This window comes from Ralstonia sp. Ralssp110 (assembly GCF_047325135.1).
In the GTDB taxonomy this organism is placed as follows: domain Bacteria; phylum Pseudomonadota; class Gammaproteobacteria; order Burkholderiales; family Burkholderiaceae; genus Ralstonia; species Ralstonia mojiangensis.
Genome location: NZ_CP168610.1, coordinates 2,956,880 through 2,976,321 on the forward strand (window position 1 = coordinate 2,956,880; position 19,442 = coordinate 2,976,321).

The 19,442-nt window shown below is 58.0% G+C and carries 16 protein-coding genes and 1 pseudogene; 13 read left to right on the forward strand and 4 right to left on the reverse strand.

The window, feature by feature from the left end:
• The first annotated feature begins 24 nt into the window (after nucleotides 1–24).
• The 12 genes from ACEN9T_RS22750 to ACEN9T_RS22805 all read left to right on the forward strand — a co-directional run bounded on the left by ACEN9T_RS22750 (nucleotide 25) and on the right by ACEN9T_RS22805 (nucleotide 12,802).
• Entirely contained in the window at nucleotides 25–2,475 is a 2,451-nt protein-coding gene (locus ACEN9T_RS22750) for a secretin N-terminal domain-containing protein (protein WP_413707130.1), read from the forward strand.
• Nucleotides 2,476–2,515: 40 nt separating this feature from the next.
• Entirely contained in the window at nucleotides 2,516–3,001 is a 486-nt protein-coding gene (locus ACEN9T_RS22755) for a type II secretion system protein (RefSeq protein WP_413707131.1), read from the forward strand.
• Nucleotides 3,002–3,011: 10 nt separating this feature from the next.
• Nucleotides 3,012–3,413 (forward strand): type II secretion system protein, encoded by a 402-nt coding sequence (locus tag ACEN9T_RS22760; RefSeq protein WP_045202566.1) that lies wholly within the window; start codon nucleotides 3,012–3,014, stop codon nucleotides 3,411–3,413.
• Complete coding sequence (locus ACEN9T_RS22765; protein ID WP_413707132.1) at nucleotides 3,410–3,949, forward strand: type II secretion system protein; 540 nt, start codon at nucleotides 3,410–3,412, stop codon at nucleotides 3,947–3,949. The genes ACEN9T_RS22760 and ACEN9T_RS22765 overlap by 4 nt, the downstream gene beginning before the upstream one ends.
• Nucleotides 3,950–4,246: 297 nt before the next feature.
• Nucleotides 4,247–5,032, forward strand: a complete 786-nt coding sequence (locus ACEN9T_RS22770; RefSeq protein WP_413707133.1) for an RNA polymerase sigma factor — start codon at nucleotides 4,247–4,249, stop codon at nucleotides 5,030–5,032.
• On the forward strand, nucleotides 5,025–5,636 hold the full coding sequence (locus ACEN9T_RS22775) for a hypothetical protein (protein ID WP_413707134.1): 612 nt from the start codon (nucleotides 5,025–5,027) through the stop codon (nucleotides 5,634–5,636). The genes ACEN9T_RS22770 and ACEN9T_RS22775 overlap by 8 nt, the downstream gene beginning before the upstream one ends.
• Nucleotides 5,593–8,943 (forward strand): UvrD-helicase domain-containing protein, encoded by a 3,351-nt coding sequence (locus tag ACEN9T_RS22780; protein WP_413707135.1) that lies wholly within the window; start codon nucleotides 5,593–5,595, stop codon nucleotides 8,941–8,943. The genes ACEN9T_RS22775 and ACEN9T_RS22780 overlap by 44 nt, the downstream gene beginning before the upstream one ends.
• A 70-nt stretch (nucleotides 8,944–9,013) precedes the next feature.
• Nucleotides 9,014–9,517 (forward strand): hypothetical protein, encoded by a 504-nt coding sequence (locus ACEN9T_RS22785; RefSeq protein WP_413707136.1) that lies wholly within the window; start codon nucleotides 9,014–9,016, stop codon nucleotides 9,515–9,517.
• Nucleotides 9,518–9,527: 10 nt separating this feature from the next.
• Nucleotides 9,528–9,977: a hypothetical protein gene (locus tag ACEN9T_RS22790; protein ID WP_413707137.1), complete on the forward strand. Its 450-nt coding sequence runs from the start codon at nucleotides 9,528–9,530 to the stop codon at nucleotides 9,975–9,977.
• Nucleotides 9,958–10,431, forward strand: a complete 474-nt coding sequence (locus ACEN9T_RS22795; protein WP_413707138.1) for a Mov34/MPN/PAD-1 family protein — start codon at nucleotides 9,958–9,960, stop codon at nucleotides 10,429–10,431. Before ACEN9T_RS22790 ends, ACEN9T_RS22795 begins: the two co-directional genes overlap by 20 nt.
• A gap of 39 nt (nucleotides 10,432–10,470) precedes the next feature.
• Nucleotides 10,471–11,721 (forward strand): hypothetical protein, encoded by a 1,251-nt coding sequence (locus ACEN9T_RS22800; protein ID WP_413707139.1) that lies wholly within the window; start codon nucleotides 10,471–10,473, stop codon nucleotides 11,719–11,721.
• 163 nt (nucleotides 11,722–11,884) lie between these two features.
• Nucleotides 11,885–12,802: a hypothetical protein gene (locus ACEN9T_RS22805; RefSeq protein ID WP_413707140.1), complete on the forward strand. Its 918-nt coding sequence runs from the start codon at nucleotides 11,885–11,887 to the stop codon at nucleotides 12,800–12,802.
• A gap of 288 nt (nucleotides 12,803–13,090) precedes the next feature.
• Here the strand turns inward: ACEN9T_RS22805 and ACEN9T_RS22810 are convergent, their stop codons facing one another.
• The 3 genes from ACEN9T_RS22810 to ACEN9T_RS22820 are packed head-to-tail and all read right to left on the reverse strand — an operon-like array spanning nucleotide 13,091 to nucleotide 17,252.
• Nucleotides 13,091–15,340 carry an alpha-ketoglutarate-dependent dioxygenase AlkB gene (locus ACEN9T_RS22810; protein WP_413707141.1) on the reverse strand — a complete coding sequence of 750 codons (2,250 nt, stop codon included), beginning with the start codon at nucleotides 15,338–15,340 and terminating at the stop codon, nucleotides 13,091–13,093.
• Nucleotides 15,337–16,425, reverse strand: a complete 1,089-nt coding sequence (locus tag ACEN9T_RS22815) for a hypothetical protein (protein WP_413707142.1) — start codon at nucleotides 16,423–16,425, stop codon at nucleotides 15,337–15,339. Before ACEN9T_RS22815 ends, ACEN9T_RS22810 begins: the two co-directional genes overlap by 4 nt.
• A complete protein-coding gene (locus ACEN9T_RS22820; protein ID WP_413707143.1) occupies nucleotides 16,422–17,252 on the reverse strand; it encodes a hypothetical protein in 831 nt (276 codons plus the stop codon). The genes ACEN9T_RS22815 and ACEN9T_RS22820 overlap by 4 nt, the downstream gene beginning before the upstream one ends.
• Nucleotides 17,253–18,127: 875 nt before the next feature.
• On the opposite strand from ACEN9T_RS22820, the pseudogene ACEN9T_RS22825 reads away from it, so the two are divergent.
• Nucleotides 18,128–18,217 (forward strand): annotated as a pseudogene (locus tag ACEN9T_RS22825) (hypothetical protein); the annotation flags it as partial.
• Between the two features lie 661 nt (nucleotides 18,218–18,878).
• Here the strand turns inward: ACEN9T_RS22825 and ACEN9T_RS22830 are convergent.
• Complete coding sequence (locus ACEN9T_RS22830) at nucleotides 18,879–19,190, reverse strand: hypothetical protein (RefSeq protein WP_413707144.1); 312 nt, start codon at nucleotides 19,188–19,190, stop codon at nucleotides 18,879–18,881.
• Nucleotides 19,191–19,442: the final 252 nt, after the last annotated feature.

Sequence of the window (19,442 nt, forward strand, 5' to 3'; positions counted from 1 at the left end):
GGCAGTGGGGCCGACTGTCGGCCCATGCCCAAGACGCTGCCTTGTGCGACGAGTTCTAGTGCGCGCTTAATTTCAACGCCCCTTAACCGCTGGCGCAGCGCACTTCGTTTGACGCTGTGGACTGCGTGCGCGGTCGTGCTCGCTGCCTGCGCCCAATCCCCCGTCCTTCGGGAGGCTCGATCGGCGTTCGAACAAGGCAAGCTCGAGGAGAGTCTTGCGCAGTTGCGCGTGGCGCTGGTCAAGGATCCCAGCAACACAGAGTTGCAGATGACGTATATGACGTTGCGCGAGCGTGCCGTCAACGATTTGATGGCTCAGGAGCAGAGACTGCCGGCGGGCGCGAGCTCCGGAGAGCGCGCTCAGCTGCTGCGCCGCGTGCTGGCGATTGACCCAAACAATGCCAGGGCCGTTCTCGCACTAGACCGTATCGATCGCGACGCACGGTACGCCAAGATGCAACTGGACGCGCAATTCGCTTTCGATGCGAAAGACAACGCTGGAGCAATGGCCAAGGCGAGAGCGATTCTGGCCGAAGACCCCAATAACCCTGCTGCGCGTGCATTGATTAGGTCGATCTTGGAGAAATCGGCCCCTCCCGCGTCGCAGCTCGCTCCTACTGAGGCGTTGCAGCGCAAGATCTCGATTCAGTTCAAGGATGCCCTGCTCAGACAGGTATTCGACGTACTCTCTGCTACCTCGGGCATCAACTTCGTGCTGGACAAAGACATCAAGGCCGATCAAAAGACCTCTGTGTTTCTCAAAGACGTCACGGTGAAGAGCGCGATCGAGGTCGTGTTGACGACCAATCAACTCGAACAAAGAGTCATCAACGCCAGCGCCATCTTGATCTATCCGAACTTGCCGGCCAAACAAAAGGACTATCAGGCACTCAGCGTCCACACGTTCTATCTGACCAATGTCAGCGCCGAGCAGATGGCGACCACGTTGAAGAGCATCTTGAAGGTGCAGAACCTCGTCGTGGACAAGGGGCAAAACATGATCATGATGCGTGATACGCCCGATGTTATCGAGATGGCCGAGAAAGTCGTAGCACTTCAAGATCTGCCGACCCCCGAAACGATGCTGGAAGTGTCCGTGCTGGAGGTCAACAAGGACCGACTCGATGAGATCGGGGTGACCTACCCGCCCAAGCTGTCTTTGACGCCATTGCCATCAGTCTCAGGGGGCACGCTCACACTGCAGGATCTGCTTCACCCGACCAGAAGCACCGTAGGCGCCACGATTTCGCCTTTGTCGATCAATCTGACAGGCACGGATACGGACGTGAAACTGTTGGCCAACCCCAAGATTCGGGTGAAGAACCTAGAGGCAGCCAAGATTTTGATCGGTAACAAGGTACCGAATATCACGTCCACGGCCACCTCCACAGGCTTCGTGTCACAGAGCGTTCAATATCTGGACGTTGGGTTGAAGTTGGAAGTCACACCCACCATCACCATCGACAACGAAGTCTCCATTAAGGTGGCACTGGAAGTCAGCAATATTGCCAACCAGATCACCACCACCAGTGGAACGGTGGCCTATCAGATTGGCACACGCTCCGCGTCTACTGTGCTGCGCTTGAAGGATGGCGAAACTCAGATCCTGGCCGGCCTGATCAACGATGAGGACACCCGCACTGTCACGAAGATTCCAGGGCTGGGCGACATTCCGGTGCTGGGGCGCGTGTTTTCGGATCACGCCGACACAAAAAAGCGTACCGAGATTGTGCTGTCTATTACGCCTCATCTGATCCGCAATCCGCTGAGGCCCGAAGCCCGCTTGGTCGATTTCGCCTCAGGTACCGAGTCCAGCCTGCGGGGCGTGTCCGAGCTTCCCGTAGGCAACTCGGTAGTACCCGTTTCTAGCGCAAGCGGCCCCGTTTCGCCCACGAGTGCAGCGCCTAGCCCCGCGCCCAACCCGTCTGGTTCCAAGCGGAGTATGGACACTACAGGCAACTCGCTCGATAGCTCAGGCGCAATGGTAAATGGGGGAAATAACACGCCAAGCACCGCCACTGGTGCGGCCGGTGGCGGGACGGCCGCTTCCGCAAACCTGACGTGGTCGGGCGCCGCCCAAGCTGCAACGGGAACTAGCGTCCAGCAGCAACTGATTCTCAGCACCCAGCAGCCCGTGCGCAGCGCGACATTGATGCTGGGCTATGATCCCTCCGTCATGCAGTTAGTAAACGTCGCCGAGGGCACAGCGCTCAATGCGGATGGAACTCAAACCTCGTTCTCGCAACGGGTGGATGCTTCCACCGGTCAGATATTCATCAGCGATACACGGACTGCCAGCGCCTCTGCTGGCGCAACCGGGCAAAGCCCACTGGTGTCGCTGACCTTCATGCCGTTAAAGGCCACAGGGTCCACCCAATTGAAGGTGCTATCGATTTCCGCCACGGGATCCGACGGCTCTGCCGTACCGTTGCCAACGTCAGTTCAGACGCTGGCGATCACAGCCGGATCGCAGTAGCCGGATAACGAAAGCAACGTGGTTTGGACGAACCAATCAGATGCCCCGATCTCATCGTCGGCCAGCCGGCTTCACCCTGATCGAACTTCTTGTCAGCCTAGCCATTCTTGCTGTGCTGGCCGTACTCGTGCTGCCCGTCGCACAATTAGAAGTTCAGCGGACGCGAGAAAAGGACCTCAGACTAGCGCTTCGTGAAATCCGCAGTGGCATCGATGCCTACAAGCAAGCCCACGACTCCGGACGCATGGTGCGTTCTGTCGGTGACAGCGGCTATCCAGCGACGCTCGAAATGCTGGTCGATGGGGTCGAGGACGCGCGCGATCCTGAGAAGCACAAGATCTATTTCATGCGCCGCATTCCAAGAGATCCGATGGTCCACGATTCGACACTGAGCGACGCACAGACCTGGGGCAAACGCAGCTACGACAGCGAGCCCGATGCGCCCGCCGAAGGGCGTGATGTCTTCGATGTCTACTCACGCTCGTCGACGGTGGGCTTGAACGGTATTCCCTACAATCGCTGGTGAACCCGTGCTGATCCAGTCCATCCTGTGCCAACGCGTGAGATACCGGCCGAAAGGGTTCACGCTGATCGAACTGTTGGTGGTGCTTAGCATCGTAGCCTTGCTGCTTTCGCTGGCATTGCCTCGCTATTTCCGTAGCGTCGACGCCTCCAAGGAAACCGTCCTGAAGGAGAACCTGCGCATCACGCGTCAGACCATCGATCAGTACTTCCGTGACACCGGGCGCTATCCCGAGGACTTGCAGGAGTTGGTGACTAGGCGATACCTCCATGCGTTGCCCGTCGATCCGATCACTGACAGCAACGCAACTTGGACTGTTATTGCGCCCAGCGACCCCGACCTAGGTAAACTTTACGATTTGCATAGCAGTGCGCAAGGCACGACCCGGGACGGTACACCGTTCAGTTCGCTATGACGCCAAGCAACCGGCATGGCCAGCGTGGCTTTGCGTTGCTGGCGCTATTGATCTTCGTCGCCATACTAGGTCTGGTGGGTATGTCAGCACTCAGGATTGGGGCACTCGCCGACCGTCGCGACGCCGAGGACCAGTTACTGTATGTGGGCGCCCAGTATCGTAAAGCATTGCAGCTGTACGTGGATGCCACGCCTCCTGGCCAACCTCGTTTCCCACCGACGCTGGAAGCACTGCTGCGCGATCCGCGCTATCCGCAACCGCGACGCTACCTGCGCTCGCTCTACCCTGACCCCATCACGCAACGCAACGACTGGGCGTTGCTCATGTCTCCAGAAGGGGGGGTGGCGGGATTGCACAGTCGCTCGGAGCTCGAGCCGATTCGGCAGGCGAATTTCAGCGCACCGTTCGAGAATTTCAATCGGCTCAAGAAGTATTCCGATTGGGTTTTCTACTATGTTCCAAATCCTGCATCGACCATATTGCCGCAGCAGCCCGTTCGGCCACCTGACCTCGGCGCAGTTCGCGCAGGGGCATGAGCAGAAAGAGTTTTTAACCTCGGACTCTACGTGCGCTTCGTACTAAAACCGGGGGCAGGTCAATGCACTCACTGCCGAGGAACGCTTGTCGTGCAAGGCTCTGCCGTATATGAGCGCCCCCAGAACGTGGTGCTAAGGCTGCTGTCCACCCTGCGACAGGATGCATCCAGCACCTCGATAACCGACTAAAATAGTCGACAATTCAGGTTTGACTGGGATGTATCGATTGAGGGGGAACGAGAGCCTCGTCTACCAAGGCCTCGCATCAAAGAGGGCACTATGGTTTCAGGAACCGCTGTGGAAGACGACGACGATGCGCATCTAGAAGACGATGACGATGCGCAATTGTTGATCAGCTATAACCGTCGGCCAGAGCACGAGGCATGCCTAGCGGAGATTTTCAGAACAGAGGTCGACGACTTGATTGCACGCTTGGCCATAAAGCGGTACGACCAGGCGGGGTTCATTCCGTCAGAAGTTTTGGTCACGCTAGCGCGCAGCCATTACGGAGGGAGCGCTCGAGTTCGCAACGCAGTCGCACTCGCTCTCAACGACCGGCTGATCATCGAATTGAGGCACTTTGTGAATCGCAACCTCCAGTGGTACGGCGTGATGACTCGCAGTAGCGAGTCCGCCCTGGAGGCAGTTGCCGAAGTCCGCGTGAGGCTCTTCCAGAGCAAAGCGGAAATCAGCTTCGCCGAGGTCTCGTTCAGAACATTTGCCGATAAGCGGCTCATGGATTGGTTCATATCTCAGGGGCGCCTCAAGAATAAGATGCCCTCAGTCGACGGACTAAAACCCGAAGACGACGAAGACGGCAACCACCTCTCCCTCACCGAGCAGGTCGTTGACGATATCGGATTGACTCCGGAAGAGGCTACTGCCCAAAAGCAGCTTTTTGCGCGATGTCGCACCGCTGCTCTTCAACTTCCGGATAAACAACGAACGGCTTTGGTGCTCTGCGTGATGCAAGAGATGACCCATAAGCAAGCTGCCGAAGTGATGGGACTCAGCGAGAGCTCCGTCCAGAAATATGTGAAATCGGCGCTTGCGGCGCTGCGAACTGGAGACTGGCATGAATAACAAGCACTCAGCCAGCTACGAAGCCTCTACGCTACTTGAGGCATTTCTGGCGGCTAACCCACACCCCACACCCAAGCAATGGAAAGCACTGACGCTCGCGCACCCCGAGCACGCCACTCAAATTGCTAATGCGGCTCTGATGCAGTCCATCGACACTGAAGATGCAGGCCTGGAGCTTCCGTTCGAGACGGAATTGTTCAACGCGACGCGTAGCGCGATGTTGGACGCTGTGGAGCGCAACACCGCGCCAATCGAAGCTGTAAAGATCGCACTGAAGCGATGCAAAGGCCCGGCGGCGCGCACGTATGCCCGTCAGATTGGACTTGGTGAACACGTTGACCTATTCAATCAAGTGGTCAGCGGTGAAACTTCGGCTCCCTACGTGCTGCTCAAACGCTTGGCTGCGCAGCTTCACGTAAGGATAGCCTCCATGGCTGAAGTCTTCTCCTTGAACTTCCAGAACCAACCAGCGCAATCTTTCAAGGCAGATGGCAAGCCTAGTAAGAGTCGCAAACCAGTAAGCTGGGAGGATGCTGTGAAGGCGGCTGGCATTTCCGGACATGAAGCTGCACGCCTGCTGCATCTGGAAAAGGAGTTGGACTGACGTGAACCCGTTCCTGCGTGCGCGTGAAGAAGCCCTAAAGTTGCGCCAAGAGCTGCTCGGCGCTCGTGCGGATTTGCCGGTCCCCTCGGCAGAATTGCTCTCGAAGGTCGAGGAATATCTGCCTCTCGGTATCAAAGAGGTTGCACCTACCAGCGGAGTCTTGAAGGGTGGCAAAGCCACTCTTCGCCGCTCAGAGGGTTGGATCTACTGCCGAAACGACGAGAGTTGGGCTCAAAAAGCCTACTTGATTGGACACGAGCTAGGGCACTTCCGACTCGACCCTGAGATTGACGAGGACACTGTCCACCGCAGCGCGGAAGAGTTTGCTCCAACTTCCCCGGCCGCGGCATACATCGAAGCCTACGGAGCGCGCGAACGCGACGAGCTCCAAAAGAATGTGTTCGGCCGAGAACTGCTGCTTCCGCGACACCTGGCGAGAGCGATGTTCCATGCGGGAAGCGGGCCTAGAGCCATTGCAAAGGCGCTGGATATACCGCTTGAGGTCGCTAGGCAGCAGGTTCTCGATGCAGTGCTCCTGCCCCCTTCTGTTCCCTCCCCTCCAGGCCCCCTACCGCAGCCCAGTCCCGATCAGCAGGCTGCGATTGATGCCCCGGAAAAGCACGTCCATGTCGTCGCCGGCCCCGGTACGGGGAAGACCACCACGCTTATTCATCGCGTCAAAAGACTCATCGAGCATGACCAAGTCGACCCGCGCAGGATTCTCGTCTTAACGTTTACCAACAAGGCTGCCGCTGAGCTTGTTGACAGGCTTCAGCGTGCCGGAGTCAAAGGTGCGTCAGAAATCTGGGCGGGCACGTTCCACGCCTTCGGGCTGGAGTTTCTGAGAAAGTACTACCAACACTTCGGCATCGCACAGGACGTCGCAGTCGCGGACAAGATCACTCAGCTCACCATGACGGCTAGGGCACTAGCCGGAACCGATCTGGAGTACTTCAAACGTACCGACGATCCCTACGATTGGCTTCCTCCGGTTATCGAAGCCGTGCTAAGGGTCAAAGAAGAACTGGTCTCCATTGAAGACTACCTCACCGCGGCGTTGGCGACTGCTGACGATGACGAGCAACGCTCGCAGTTTCGCGACGTTGCCGCCGTCGCGAAAGCCTATGAGGAGGCTCGGCAGAAGGCCGGCATGGTGGATTTCGTTGACCTGGTCGCTGCGCCGGCCCTGGCAATCGCAAAGGATCGGGCTCAATTCTCCGAGGTGGCTGACCGGTACCAACACATTCTCATCGATGAGTTCCAAGACCTGACCTCCGCCATGCTGGCGTTGACATCCGAGCTGACGGTCAACGCGAAACTCTGGGTTGTGGGTGATGTGCGGCAAGCCATCTATCACTGGCGAGGAGCATCGCTTGACGCCCTACTGAATTTCAACAGTCGCTTCCAGTCCGCCAAGCGCTACGATCTCGTAGTAAATCGCCGAAGCGTTCAGGAAGTCATTGACGTGACGGTCGCGGTAGGCCAGCACCACCCACTTGAACGGTCTCTGCCACTACCGTTGCCCAAGTGCGATCGAGGGAAGAGCGGATGCAAGCCTGTGCTTGTGTGCACCAATCATCGACCGTCAATGTGGAGTGAACTAGCCACAGCTGTACGAAAAGCGCTCGACGACGGCATCGCCTTGCGTGAACAAGTCGTCATCGCTCGAAAAGGGGCGTCGGTGGCAGCCGCTGCAGCAGAGTTGAAGTCTTCAGGCATCCCAGTTCTGTATGTTGGCGAGCTCATGGAGCGCCTGGAAGTCAAAGACATCCTTGCTGTCATACAAACCATTGTGGAAAAGAGCCCGCGCGCACTGCTTCGAGTCGGGGACTTCGCGACGCCAAGAATGACAAGTGCAGATGTTAGGGCAACTCTCGAAGCTGTTTCTCAGGACACGTCTCTTCAACGAGCAGGTTGGCTAAAGGCAGGCACGCTTCCCTTATCCGCGAGCGGTCAGGCGAGCCGACAGGATCTAGCCCACAAGTTGCGAGGCCTATCTTGGTCTACAAGTCCTTGGGATTTCTTCTGTGAGCTCCTTCTCGAGCGTCGATTCCTCCTGGCAGACCTCACCGACGACAGCATTGACGGCCATCTTCGCCGGCTCGCGCAGTGGCAGTTTGCCTACATGTCGCGGGTCGGTGACGGAGACAAGCGGCGTCCAACACTGTTCCGCCTTCTCAATCGGCTCAGGTTGCGTCAGCAGATTCGAGACGTCTACATTGATAGGGAACTCCCGCCCGAGACGAACGGGCTTGAAGGCGTGCGCGTCATGACACTTCACGCTAGCAAAGGGCTCGAATTTCGGGCGGTGCAGCTTGTGGCCGTCAACGGAAAGCACTTCGCCGGCGCGAGCGACTCGAATCCATTGCTACCGCCCGAAGCTATCGGCAGCACGTCAAAGCAGCACAATGAAGAGTCCAATGTGGAAGCGCACAACATGCTCTATGTGGCAGTTTCGCGCGCGAAGGATGTCCTGACAATCTTCGAAGACGGCGATGAGTACCCCTTCGAGAACGTCACCGCACTTGAAACAGCAGTCTCCCGAGGCGTACTGCTTAAACGCAATGGGGCTGCGTCCACAGCCGTAAAGGTGGCTATCAAGACCAGCACGACGTTCGCACCACGTACGAGCGTCAGTAACGACGAGTTCTTGGCATACGATAGATGCCCGCGCCAATTCCTCTACCGATTCGGTCTAGAGATGGGACAAGAACTCGCCCCCAACCCGTCCCTTCAAGCTCGCGGGCTGGTGAAGCGAATGCTCAAGGAACTCGCCCAGACTGGCCGCTATGACCTCCTTGCCCAAAGTTTCCAACAGAGCTGGACGATATCTCGTCTTCCGGAGCCGAGTGCAGACCCGCAGCTCTGGGAACAAGCATGGGCAGTCGCACATAGCGGTGCCACATATCTGGCCGGGGTCCAAGGACAGTTCATTGAAGTAACCGCTGACATTGGCGGCGTTACCGTCAGGCTACCTTGGGGACTTGCAGTCGGCGATGTTGGCGGCGTGCGCTTGCACTGCGTCGACTTCTATCCGGCCGCCGGATGGTACAGAACTCGCCAGGACAACATTCTGCGTCAGATGATGTCGCTGACCACGGGACCCGCGCGCGTCGTCAAAGCCAACCTCTACGACATGACCCGCAAAACATCGCGAGAGGTTGCGCCTGTCAAGGTCTATGACACATCCATCGTATCCACACGTACTGCAGGCCTTAGGAAGGGCGACTTCTCGCCGACCAATAGCAGCTATCCGTGTGCGCGCTGCGCGTACTCGTATGTCTGCCCCTCGCTGCCATCGGCCTGAGGGGACAGGGATGGATCGATTCCGGTTTTGGAGGGTGACGTCGATTGAGTAGGTGAGGGCCACATATTGCATGGCCCGCTGGAAGACGACGATGACCCAAATTTTCCTGCAGTCCGAACTGCTCAACGACATCGAGGTTATCGACCTCGACGAAGGCGCATCGAAGCATGACCTGCGCCAAGCCTGCCTCGACCGTGTCGGCGGCGACCACCTCCCCGAGCCGCTCATCCTCTATATCGAGGACGAGGATGACGAGAATGCTATCGACAAGATGGATGCGATCGTCGACGGCTTGCGCCTACACCTGCACCGCCTGAAGGCCATCACGGTAACCGTCCGCTACGCCGGCCGCCAAGAGCACCACACGTTCCGCCCCAACGCTACCATCGCGCGCGTCAAGCGTTGGGCGGCGCATGCCCTTGGCATCACCGCGTCCGACGCGGCGGAACTCATGCTGCAAATCGCCGGCACCGACAACCGCCCTGACCCGGACGTTCACCTGGGCAGCTTGGTCAAGGCTCCGCAGCATACGGTGTGCTTCGACCTCGTGCCGGCGCCCCGCGTCAACGGCTAAAGGGGGCGACGTGAACCAAGAACTGCAAGCCCTCGAGACACACCTCGCAAGCGGCAGGTTCAAGGCTGGCGTCGCCCGCGGGCGCTGGCAACTAGTGACCCTCACCTGGCCGTACGCCTTCATCGAAGTATTCGACCGCCAGGGCCACCCGACCTGCATCCGCTTCGACTGCACCGGCTATCCGGCGCGCCCCCCTCAAGGCACGCCGTGGGACTACACCGCGCAGCAACAGTTGCCGGCCCCGAAGTGGCCACGCGGGGGCCGTGTGTCGCAGGTGTTCAATCCCGCGTGGCAAGGCGGTGCGGCGCTCTACATCCCCTGCGACCGTGTGTCCATCGAGGGCCACGCCAACTGGTACACCGAGTTGCCACACCTTGTATGGAACGCCTCCCGTGGCCTGGTGCATTACGTCGAAGCACTCCACGAGGTTCTTCAGAGCCATGAACTCCAGCCAGCTTGAAATCCATGCATTGCTCTGGACTGAGCTCATGGCAGACCTGCGTCGCCGTGGCAGAGGAGCGCGCGAATCTGGTGCCTTCTTGCTAGGCGCGGTGGATGGGGCCGCTCGTCGTGTCGAAGCCTGGGTGCCGTATGACGAGCTCGACTCGAACGCGCTGGCCTACGGCTACGTTCGCCTGGACACGTCAGCGTTCGCTCGACTCTGGTCGAAATGCTCAGAACTCGGGATGGTTGTGGTCGCCGACATCCATACGCACCCGGGCGGCCCACGCCAGAGCAGCTCGGACAGAGCTAACCCCATGATTTCTCAGGCTGGTCACATCGCCTTGATCGTTCCTAACTTCGCGCATGGCCGGGTAGCTCCGCATAACCTCAGCGTGAACGTTTATATGGGCGGCAAGCGGTGGGAGAGCTTTTTCGGACGGGATGCGCAAGCGCGTATCCGGGTGATTTGAAAGGTCATTGACATGCACGCAGACTCCTTCCATCGTTTGATGAAACTCCTCGTCGACAGCGGCGAATGCGCCACGCTAGAGGATGCCTTGACAACATTCTCCGGCTACGGCGTTCGCCTGATCCTGTCCGATGAGGTCGCCCGTTCACCAGCACAGCAAGTCATCGCGTTGACCGTTATCAACGCCGCGGCCAGGAGCTTTCAGGGCAACGTCAAGGTAAGTGGTAGCACCAACCTGGCACTGACTCTTCCCGGCTTCGAGGGCATTCGGCTTTCCCAATTTGAGCTCTGGGTCGGTGTCAACCCGGCTTGTCAACCAACCCACGCCTGGCCCACGATTTACGTCGGTACGCGCGAGGACACCGCCGTCGGAAAGGTGCTCGCGCCTTGGGCATCTGGCTGGACTTTCGGCATCGGCGGCCAAGCTCCATCTACGGACGCGCTGGAGGTCTTTGTACCGGCGTGCGTGGCCGCCGGCGCGCTAGCCGTCAGCGAGGCCTTCTCGATGCTCCGCTGCGATAACCCCTATGCCGGCCGACGCGCCGTCTCGTTCTCCCTTTGGTCGATGAAGAATGACGCCGCGCAGCCGCCTGAAAAAGTGTCGCCAACGCTAGATGGAGGCCTTTGGTGCGTCGGGCTTGGCCACCTCGGCCAAGCGTATTGTTGGACACTGAGCCTCATGGCCGATATCGTGACCGGCCCACTGGTGCTGCAGGACAGCGACATCGTCACTCCATCGACTATCACGACCTCGGTACTGTCAACGCCAGCGGACATTGGGCGCAAGAAAACCCGGGTAGTAGCCGACTGGATGGAGCGCCGAGGCTTCGAGACCCGCTTGGTTGAGCGGCGCTTCAATTCAGCCACACGTGTGTCCGCGGGAGAACCGCTGACGGCACTCTTTGGGGTCGACAACGTCGCTGCCCGACGCGCTTGTGAAGCTGCTGGATTTTCGTTGGTGCTTGATGCTGGCCTGGGTTCTGGCTACAAGGACTTTCGCTCGCTGCGAGTGCGCTGTTTTCCCGGGGCCTCCTCTGCCGACCGAATTTGGGCAACCGATGCAGAAGCGGTTACCAACCCGTTGGCTCCCGCGTATCAAGCAATGCTGGCAGCAGGAAAGGATCCCTGCGGCATTACGACTCTCGCAACGAGGGCGGTAGGAGCTCCGTTCGTTGGATGCTACGCCGCCGCTCTCTTGATAGCGGAACTACTGCGACGACGAAGTGGCCAGACAGTGAACAGCGTCCTCGACATCAGCCTGCGCTCTCCAGAGGTTGCGGAGTTGGGCTGACGCCTACCCCTGCGCTGCTTGGGGCGGCTCGGAAATACGGGGACGACGGAAGCTATCCGATTTGCGCCACTTATCTGAAAATTGTGAGACTTCAGGCAAATACATTAGTCCAGTTCTGCTTGATAATCACATCGATTGCCATCAAAACGGATAGGTTCGACCAGTGCTCATCGAACAGGCGTTTTTCTCGCTGCCCGAAGTCCTCCATGGATCGGGCTACCAGACGCAAAGCTACGAATCGGGGATAGTTTCCGCGCTCACCTTGTCGCTCCTTCAGGTATTGAACGGACGCAACGTGCCTAACCCAATTGGCTGCCTGCAAAGCGAGCGGCTATATCGCGCGGATGGTCTATATCAGCAGGGAGGCCAGCCTCGGTATCTCCGAGCAGACTTGTTTGCTGATGTTGGTCGCCTATACGTGGCCAACAGACGGTTGAGCCAGTACGGCTGGCGGCATCACCTGTGGCTCGAATGCAAATTCCTCCGGGGCCAAGCAGGCGACGCTGGCAACCAGCATGCAGGGAACAAGTCGCCCGCAACCGGCGCGATTCTGGCTGATTTACTACGGCTTGCGCTGCTTGTTCCCGAGAGCGCAGAAACGACCCGCAGTAGTCGTTACTTCCTACACGTCTATGACGCGGACCCGAAGTTCTACCTGACGTTTCGTGGTCGGCCGTGGTGCAAATCGTTGGTAGCGGTCGGCGAGCAACAGATCCACGTCTCTGAGCTCGAAACGGAGCCGGCGGCAGTGAAGAGGTTGATCGGCGACCTTCCGGGCCTTGATGTGAAGCTCAGTGTCACGAACTTCCACGCTGGTCCGCTGCACATTCAACACCGACCCGTCTATTGGTGTTGGCTCACTCGTATTGACAGGGTCGAAGCAAGCCTTGGGCAGCACACCGTTACCATTGACGTAGACCGAACGATCGTGCAGTCGGAAAGCGGCCTGGCCGAAATTGCGGGGTTCATTGCCGGACGCCTGGCTATTCTGCCGGAATCGCCCGACACTCAACCTCCGAGGCCGGACGAGCAGGAGGAGGCGCAGGCAGAAGACAATGTGTTAGCAAACGCTGAGGAGTAGCTCTGGAGCAGAAGCCAAAAGAGCCACACCCATCAAGGCGGCTAAGGTTAGGAGCATGCTCCTGAGACACGTCGTTGGCGACCGAAGGGATGACACACAGCACGATGTCGCTGGACGGTCGCCGCTCATGCGCTGTTTGTGCTTCGCCAATTTCCATTGGACGCCCCTCATCCAGGCAGGGCCATTGCCGGGCGCACCCCGCAGTTGGGTTAACAGGTGCCACGTTGTGTGGTGGGCCGGGATTCGCAACATGTGAGGCCTCGAATATCTACGAATCCCTAGCGTCCCTCACTTTGGGGCGGCCCGTTTAACTGTTGCCTTAGATCTCGCGACGGCCGGTGTCACTTTGCGAAACGTGAGAGAAACCCGGCGCTCTCTGATGATTGCCCCTTCCTTCTTACGCTTCGGAATTTCATGCGTCCATGTATGACGCACTTCGTTATCCAAGATGACAGCGCTTCTGCGCTGCAAAATTCGTTCGACCTTTTCTGTTCCACTTTCGTTGCGGAACACCATGCCCCATGATTCATTGAGGCTGATCGTCACTACTGGCCCGCTAAAACAGTCCAGACAATCCACATGCTTCGCGATACCTTGGTTGCCAAGGTACTCATTGACAATGACCTGATCGGGCATCTCCGGAACCAACCCGTGTTTCAGCAGCCGATGCGCAAGCCTCTCGGCCCACTCGGGAAGTTGCCCAAGATAGGCAGAGCCTTCTACTTTGCGCGCCTTATAGTCGTACTTCCACCCGTAGTGCTGAACCCGTCTCGCTAGGTCTGTTAGCCAAGTACCGCGGTCTACCGCAGCCAATAGAGAACATTCCTCTTCGGCGGTAATGAAATCGGGAACAGTCAAAAGTCCCGGCGGATCGTCGGCCTGCCTTACAACCGCCAGCTTACGGTGGTGAACCTCCGACGCCGCCTGCGCCGGACGCGCAGATTGGACAGCGTCCGCGCGAGGAACCGGCGGCAACCGGTCTGCAACGCTTCCAACCGCAAGCCAGTCTCGGAAACGGTCTACGTCTAGGTCGTCGACGATAGATATGTGCTTACCTAGATCGATCGTGACCGCGCCTTTCACCCTGAGACGGTGGCCTGCTTTGTCTGCGCTCAGTCGCCCCTCTCCGGAAGCATTGAGTTCGACGTCGGCCAAGCGGAGACATCTGCGCAGCCCCTCCGGGTATAACCGACGCGCTAAGTCAATGGCTTGTTGCCGTGTAGACTCGTGCTCGAAATCCGCACGGAACCAGTCTCCCCGTCGGCTCGTCTTCCGTTCAGCCCACACTTGGCCTCGTTCGAGGAAATGCACTCGGTCGCCATTTATCGCCCAGGTTGGAACTGGAGCAAAATCATCTGGCCAGCAGTCTCGGGCCATACCGACTGGTGACGAAAGGTGCCAAGTGCGCACGGCTAGCAATTGACGTGTCGCAGCCGATCCCCGGAATTGCGGCTCGAGATCACGCAATCCAGTCAATAGCCCGGAGATAACTGCTCCAGTCCACCATACTGCCGGCGGCATGGCGGCGAGCTCTCCTCGCCAGCCAACGAAATCCTCGGCCTTTGGGCGAAGCAGTACGAGCTGCAAAGCGAGCCCCAACGGGTCTCGTTCGCCACGCTTCACATCTACAATCGCTGTATCGGAAAGCAGCGCGCGCGTGTGTGCAAACAAATCCGACAGCTCGTCTTTGTTCCCGCCGAGATCTAGCGCACTCTCAACGATTGCCCCCAGGACATCTCCGGGCCTCCACTCGTGACGAACGTTCACCGCACTAATTATTTCACGCATGGCCGCCCACAGCGGCGCACTGACGAAATTGCCCGACCCAGCTCCCCATACCGGATCGGCTAGCCATGGAGCTCTCAGCGCCGTGGCGGTGCTCCCCTGCTCTGAGCCTATGGACAGCGATTCACATAACACATTCAGCCAAGGGTCTATCGCGGGAACTGCCCACATGGCCATCGCGGCGGCCCCCCTCAGGGCATTCCACTGCTGAGGGACCCTGACTACCCTTTTCAATGAGGGGACATCATGTACGCGCGCGTGCCGTACTTCCTGAACCTCGATCGGTTGGGAAGGAATGTTGACGTTACTAAAACCCTTCGCCATCGCCAGTATGCGAGCGCGATCTTCCGCGGCAGCAACCGTGAATCTCGACACTGCAGCTAACGGAATAGGACCTGGCCAACGGATCGCGAGATCGTTAGCGCCCACGGACTGGACCGGGCCGTCAACCCATTCGCCTCCGCGATAGATAGGCACCACCAGAGGCGGCAGCGATACGGGATCGATCCAGCCGACTACCGAAATACGCTTACCGCGATCTACCTCATCACATGCAGCATCCACTCCAAGTGTGATGCCTTCGAAATCAGTTTGTGCCGACCACCACTCATCTGCCAGAAACCGGAGCCAGTCTCTGCTATCAAGCACCACAGCAAGACGGGGGCGGGTTGTTGTCCCCGCCTCAAGGCGCGCCGGAGCCTCACCGTCCAGCGGTGAAAGCCAATCCATTTGCGAAGCGGAAACACGTGTCATCTAGCGAGCTTATTCGGATCCGGCAAATCGCCGATCTGTTCTATATTCAATGCGTCAGGACCATCAATGAGAATAAGGCCATCACGTGCGCGCGCACACAACATGTACATGCGCCGAAAATCCTCTACGGATCGGCATGGCAGGGAACGACTTAGATCCTGCAAATATACAGTATCGAACTCAAGGCCAATGGCGGACTCGCTGCTCAGCACTGTGATGCCTTTGTCCAGCAGACGGATACCCCCGACAGTGGCACTGTGATCTCCCCTGTAAGCGTCGACCCTCGTACCAGTGGGTAGCGCCTCAACGAGCATGCTCTGCAGTTGCGACACGTCATCACGCCGATACACGATGACGCCAATTGCCTGCGCTCGGTTCCGGAAACGGGCTGCGACGAGCGCTGCAAGATCCGCCCAGCTGCGGCACTGAACTAGCCGAGGAGTTTCGCCGCCGCGCCCTCGCTGGACGACTCCCGGCGGAAGAACTGAAGAGCGGTGGAAATGCTCCGCTACCTCAGCAATTTCGGCAGTGTTCCGGTGATTGGTTTTCAGTCTAATAGGAGCAGGCATCCCTGCCGACACGATGTCTTGCAAGGACGCCCGCAACGGATCGGTTGTTTGATCTTCGTCAGCAAACACAGTCACCGTTCGGGCACCGAACCGTACAGCCCATCGAAAGAAGCCGGCCGGCAAATTTTGACCCTCGTCTATAACGAGATGGCCAAGCTCTGGCTCGGCTTTCGCCTTAGCGAAGGAATCAATGATGGCATCCCAATCGTACAGGTAGGGCTGTATTTGGGGCGTCACACACTGGAAGCGGTCGCGATATGTGCCGGTAACGAAACTGTTCATGGTTTGCGTCACAAGACCCTCGCCGTGCAGTTGCCCTGCAAGCGTGGCAAGCATCTTGTTACGTGTCACCAGCACGGGCCGCACGTCAAGTTCCCGCAGATACCGAGCTCGCAGCACCGCGAGGCTGGTCTTTCCAGACCCGGGAGGGCCGGCAACAAACAAGTGTTCATTTGCAGCATGCTCGTAGACGGCCAATTGCTCGTCTACCAAGTCATCGAGCTTTGGCAGCTTCATTGTCTTGCTTCCATAAGAGAGATCACGTTTCGCTCGGGTCGGAAAAACAGGGCGTAGTGCACATCTTTTGGCGTTTTCCCTGTGTGAACGAAGCGCTCGACGACGTCAGTCACTATCTTGAACCCGCCGTTTTGCAACGCGTCTCGAAAGGCCGGGTATTTCTCTCCGGCTCTCGCCGCCGCGCTGTTCGTGTAAAGCACAACAGCAGGTCCGGGGCCAACTCTCGACAATGCCGTAAGGATCACGGCTGCAAGACCTGCTGCATCAACCGTAGGACTCGCCAATAGATATGAGGCAACGACGATGGCCCACTCGCCACGAACCGGGCCAAAATCGAGTGCTTCTAGATCTTGTTCAAATACCGCGGTCGTGTCACGGTGAAACGCTCCGAGCGGCCTGGCCTCGGCATACAACGACTCGCCCAGCGCGAGCATACTCGCGGCCCTGTCTACCCCAAAATACCGAAAAGGTTCGCTAGGTCCCAGCGCCGCAGCAAACGAGAGGCCCGCAGTAAACGGACCACAACCTATGTCGATTAGCGTGGGCTTCGAGATATTTTTGTGCTCGCCCAATAGAAGACCAAATGCGTGACGCAATTCATCAAGGTGTCGAGGCTGGTTGTATTTTGCATAGAGAAGCGCCCTATCATCCCCTGTCAAGCTCCCAATAGCCGCATCAAAGTCAGCCTGACCTCCTTGGATGACCTCCTCGAACACGCGGTCCCTCGGCCAGCCCAGGAATGTTGTGGGCGTAGTCCTACCATCCTCCACAATCTTCCGATCGATCTGGGTACTGACAAGCTCCACCAACCATTCAGGACCGCTCATAATTCTCCCGATTTATTCTTTTAATTCCCCAACACCATGCCTAGTCCTGTTCTTGGAACTGAGGCTAACTAGCCCACGGCTGATGGTCTCCGATTGTCACAACCAGAGCGGATCTTTGCTAGCACCTAATCGAGGGGTATCGGATATTCACCGATGTGCGGGAGCGGAACCGCTCCGCTATCGTCGGCGCAGCGGTTGGAAAAACCGAAACATTCAATATTACGCAGCCGAAATGGCTCTATCCAGCTTTTCGTTATGGCAACCTCATTAGTCGAATCGCAACATCCCGCCCCAATCTCGGGACCTGAATTAATTTCCCTTAAATTAGATATAACAAATATCGAATTCACAAATCACCGGCGACTCACAAGGTATGATGACCTTCGTTCTTATCCTGCGTGTACCCCGCAACTGAAGGGTCGCCGGTCGAAAACCGTCGCGCGGCCCAAAGTACGCGGTAGCAGAAGAATCCTTAGAACATATAAATGAGATACCTAGGGAGGAGTTACCTCACGCCAGCAGGCTTGCATCTCCGGGCAACGAGGTAACGCGACAGCAATGGTTAACTCGAAGTTCTCAGCGGTCGACGCGACGCTTGGCTATGTGTACCAAGTTCGCTGCGCCTTGCTCTATGCACTTCGAAGAGCTCGAGATGGAGACGAGTTTCTTGTCGGCATAGAAACGTTAGACGACGTTGCCTTTACCACCTCCGGGGGAGAGCCCGCTGGAACTGCTCCAGACGAAACACCACCTCAATGCCAAGTCGAGCCTCAGCAACGCCAGCTCAGATATATGGAAAACCCTTCGGATCTGGATAGAGGGATCGCAAGCGGGGGACATTTGATCCTCGAAACTATGGCTTCACAAAGCTCGGCGAGTTGGTGCGCAAGCAAGACTATCTCGAATACAGAAAGACGCCTGATGCATCCGGTGTTTCCCATCACCTTCATATCAAGATCAAGTGAAGATGGCCAACGCGACACAACGGCGGGGTGGGCATTGCTCGCGCCCCCTGAAGGGGGAGGTCATGTGGGATTGCACTGTCGCCCAGAATTCGAGCCAAGCCGCCTTGGGCGCTCCAACGTTGCAATGTCGGCGCGCAGCGCCACAAGGCCAGTCAGCCTTGTGAAGCTCCGTGACGACCTGATGACCTTCCGCTCCTAGTCGATAGTGGCCGGCTACTGACCCTGTACCCGCTTCAGCACAGTTGAAGAGTAGTGGCTAGCCGAGAGTCGGCTGCAATCGTTGTGCCTTGTCATCTCTTAGAAAAAGGCGACCGCGTCAGATAACAGCCACCTATCGCTTACCCCTGATCGTCGTTCGCTAGCGGCTCATAGTGAGGTAACTCCCATGGTGCCTTGCCGTGCCACTTGCGGTAGACCCCTTTTAGCCGCTCCTGGCGGTAGCCCTCGAAGTCATGCTCGTACATACAACCGCACCGCCCCTCGCCCTCGATTCCAGGGCACGCCCCGAAGCGCATCCACGCACGGAACTCCGCGCGAAATGGCTCAGGGATATCAGCTAAGCGGACGTAGTGGGTGTTATCAACCGTCACTCGCGCAATGTTCAAATCCCGCAGTACATCCAAATCTGCCTGCATGGCAACCTATCTCGGTGACTCAGAATTCAGGGCACATCAACATCTGCAAGGACATGTTCGCGTTCTAGACTGGCAACCAGAGCATGAAGTTGTATCACCCCAAGAATCACGAACGGCTCTGCACCCTGATAGACGATCTCGATCGAACCGGCTTTGGCGCGTTTGAGCACAGCGGTGTAGTGCTTCTTGAAGACGGACATTGGCGTGCCTGCAACTTTGACGTCTTTCGCACCAACGCTTGCCGCAATCGCTCTGATCGCCACTCGAAAGTCGCGCGTCCGGCGTCGTGTGGCAACTAGGCCGTCTCTCTGATGGCGTGCGAATTTGCGCTTGATCACGCCGGTCCCACCGGAAGCTGGTTTGAACGGATCAAGAAGCCAGTGCGGACTCGGTCGTCAGTCATTTGGCCCTCCGTGTCGAGTGGCTACGATTAGGGCACCTCCGCTTTGCTTCACGGGGGTCCAGCCTTCCGCCCACTCCATCGTCCATTCGGCGTCTGCGGTTGGCGCAGGCTGCGAGGGCATACACGGCTGAGTTTTTCCATCGTGGGTCATGTAGCTGAACCACGTCGTACCCGCCACAACGTAGCT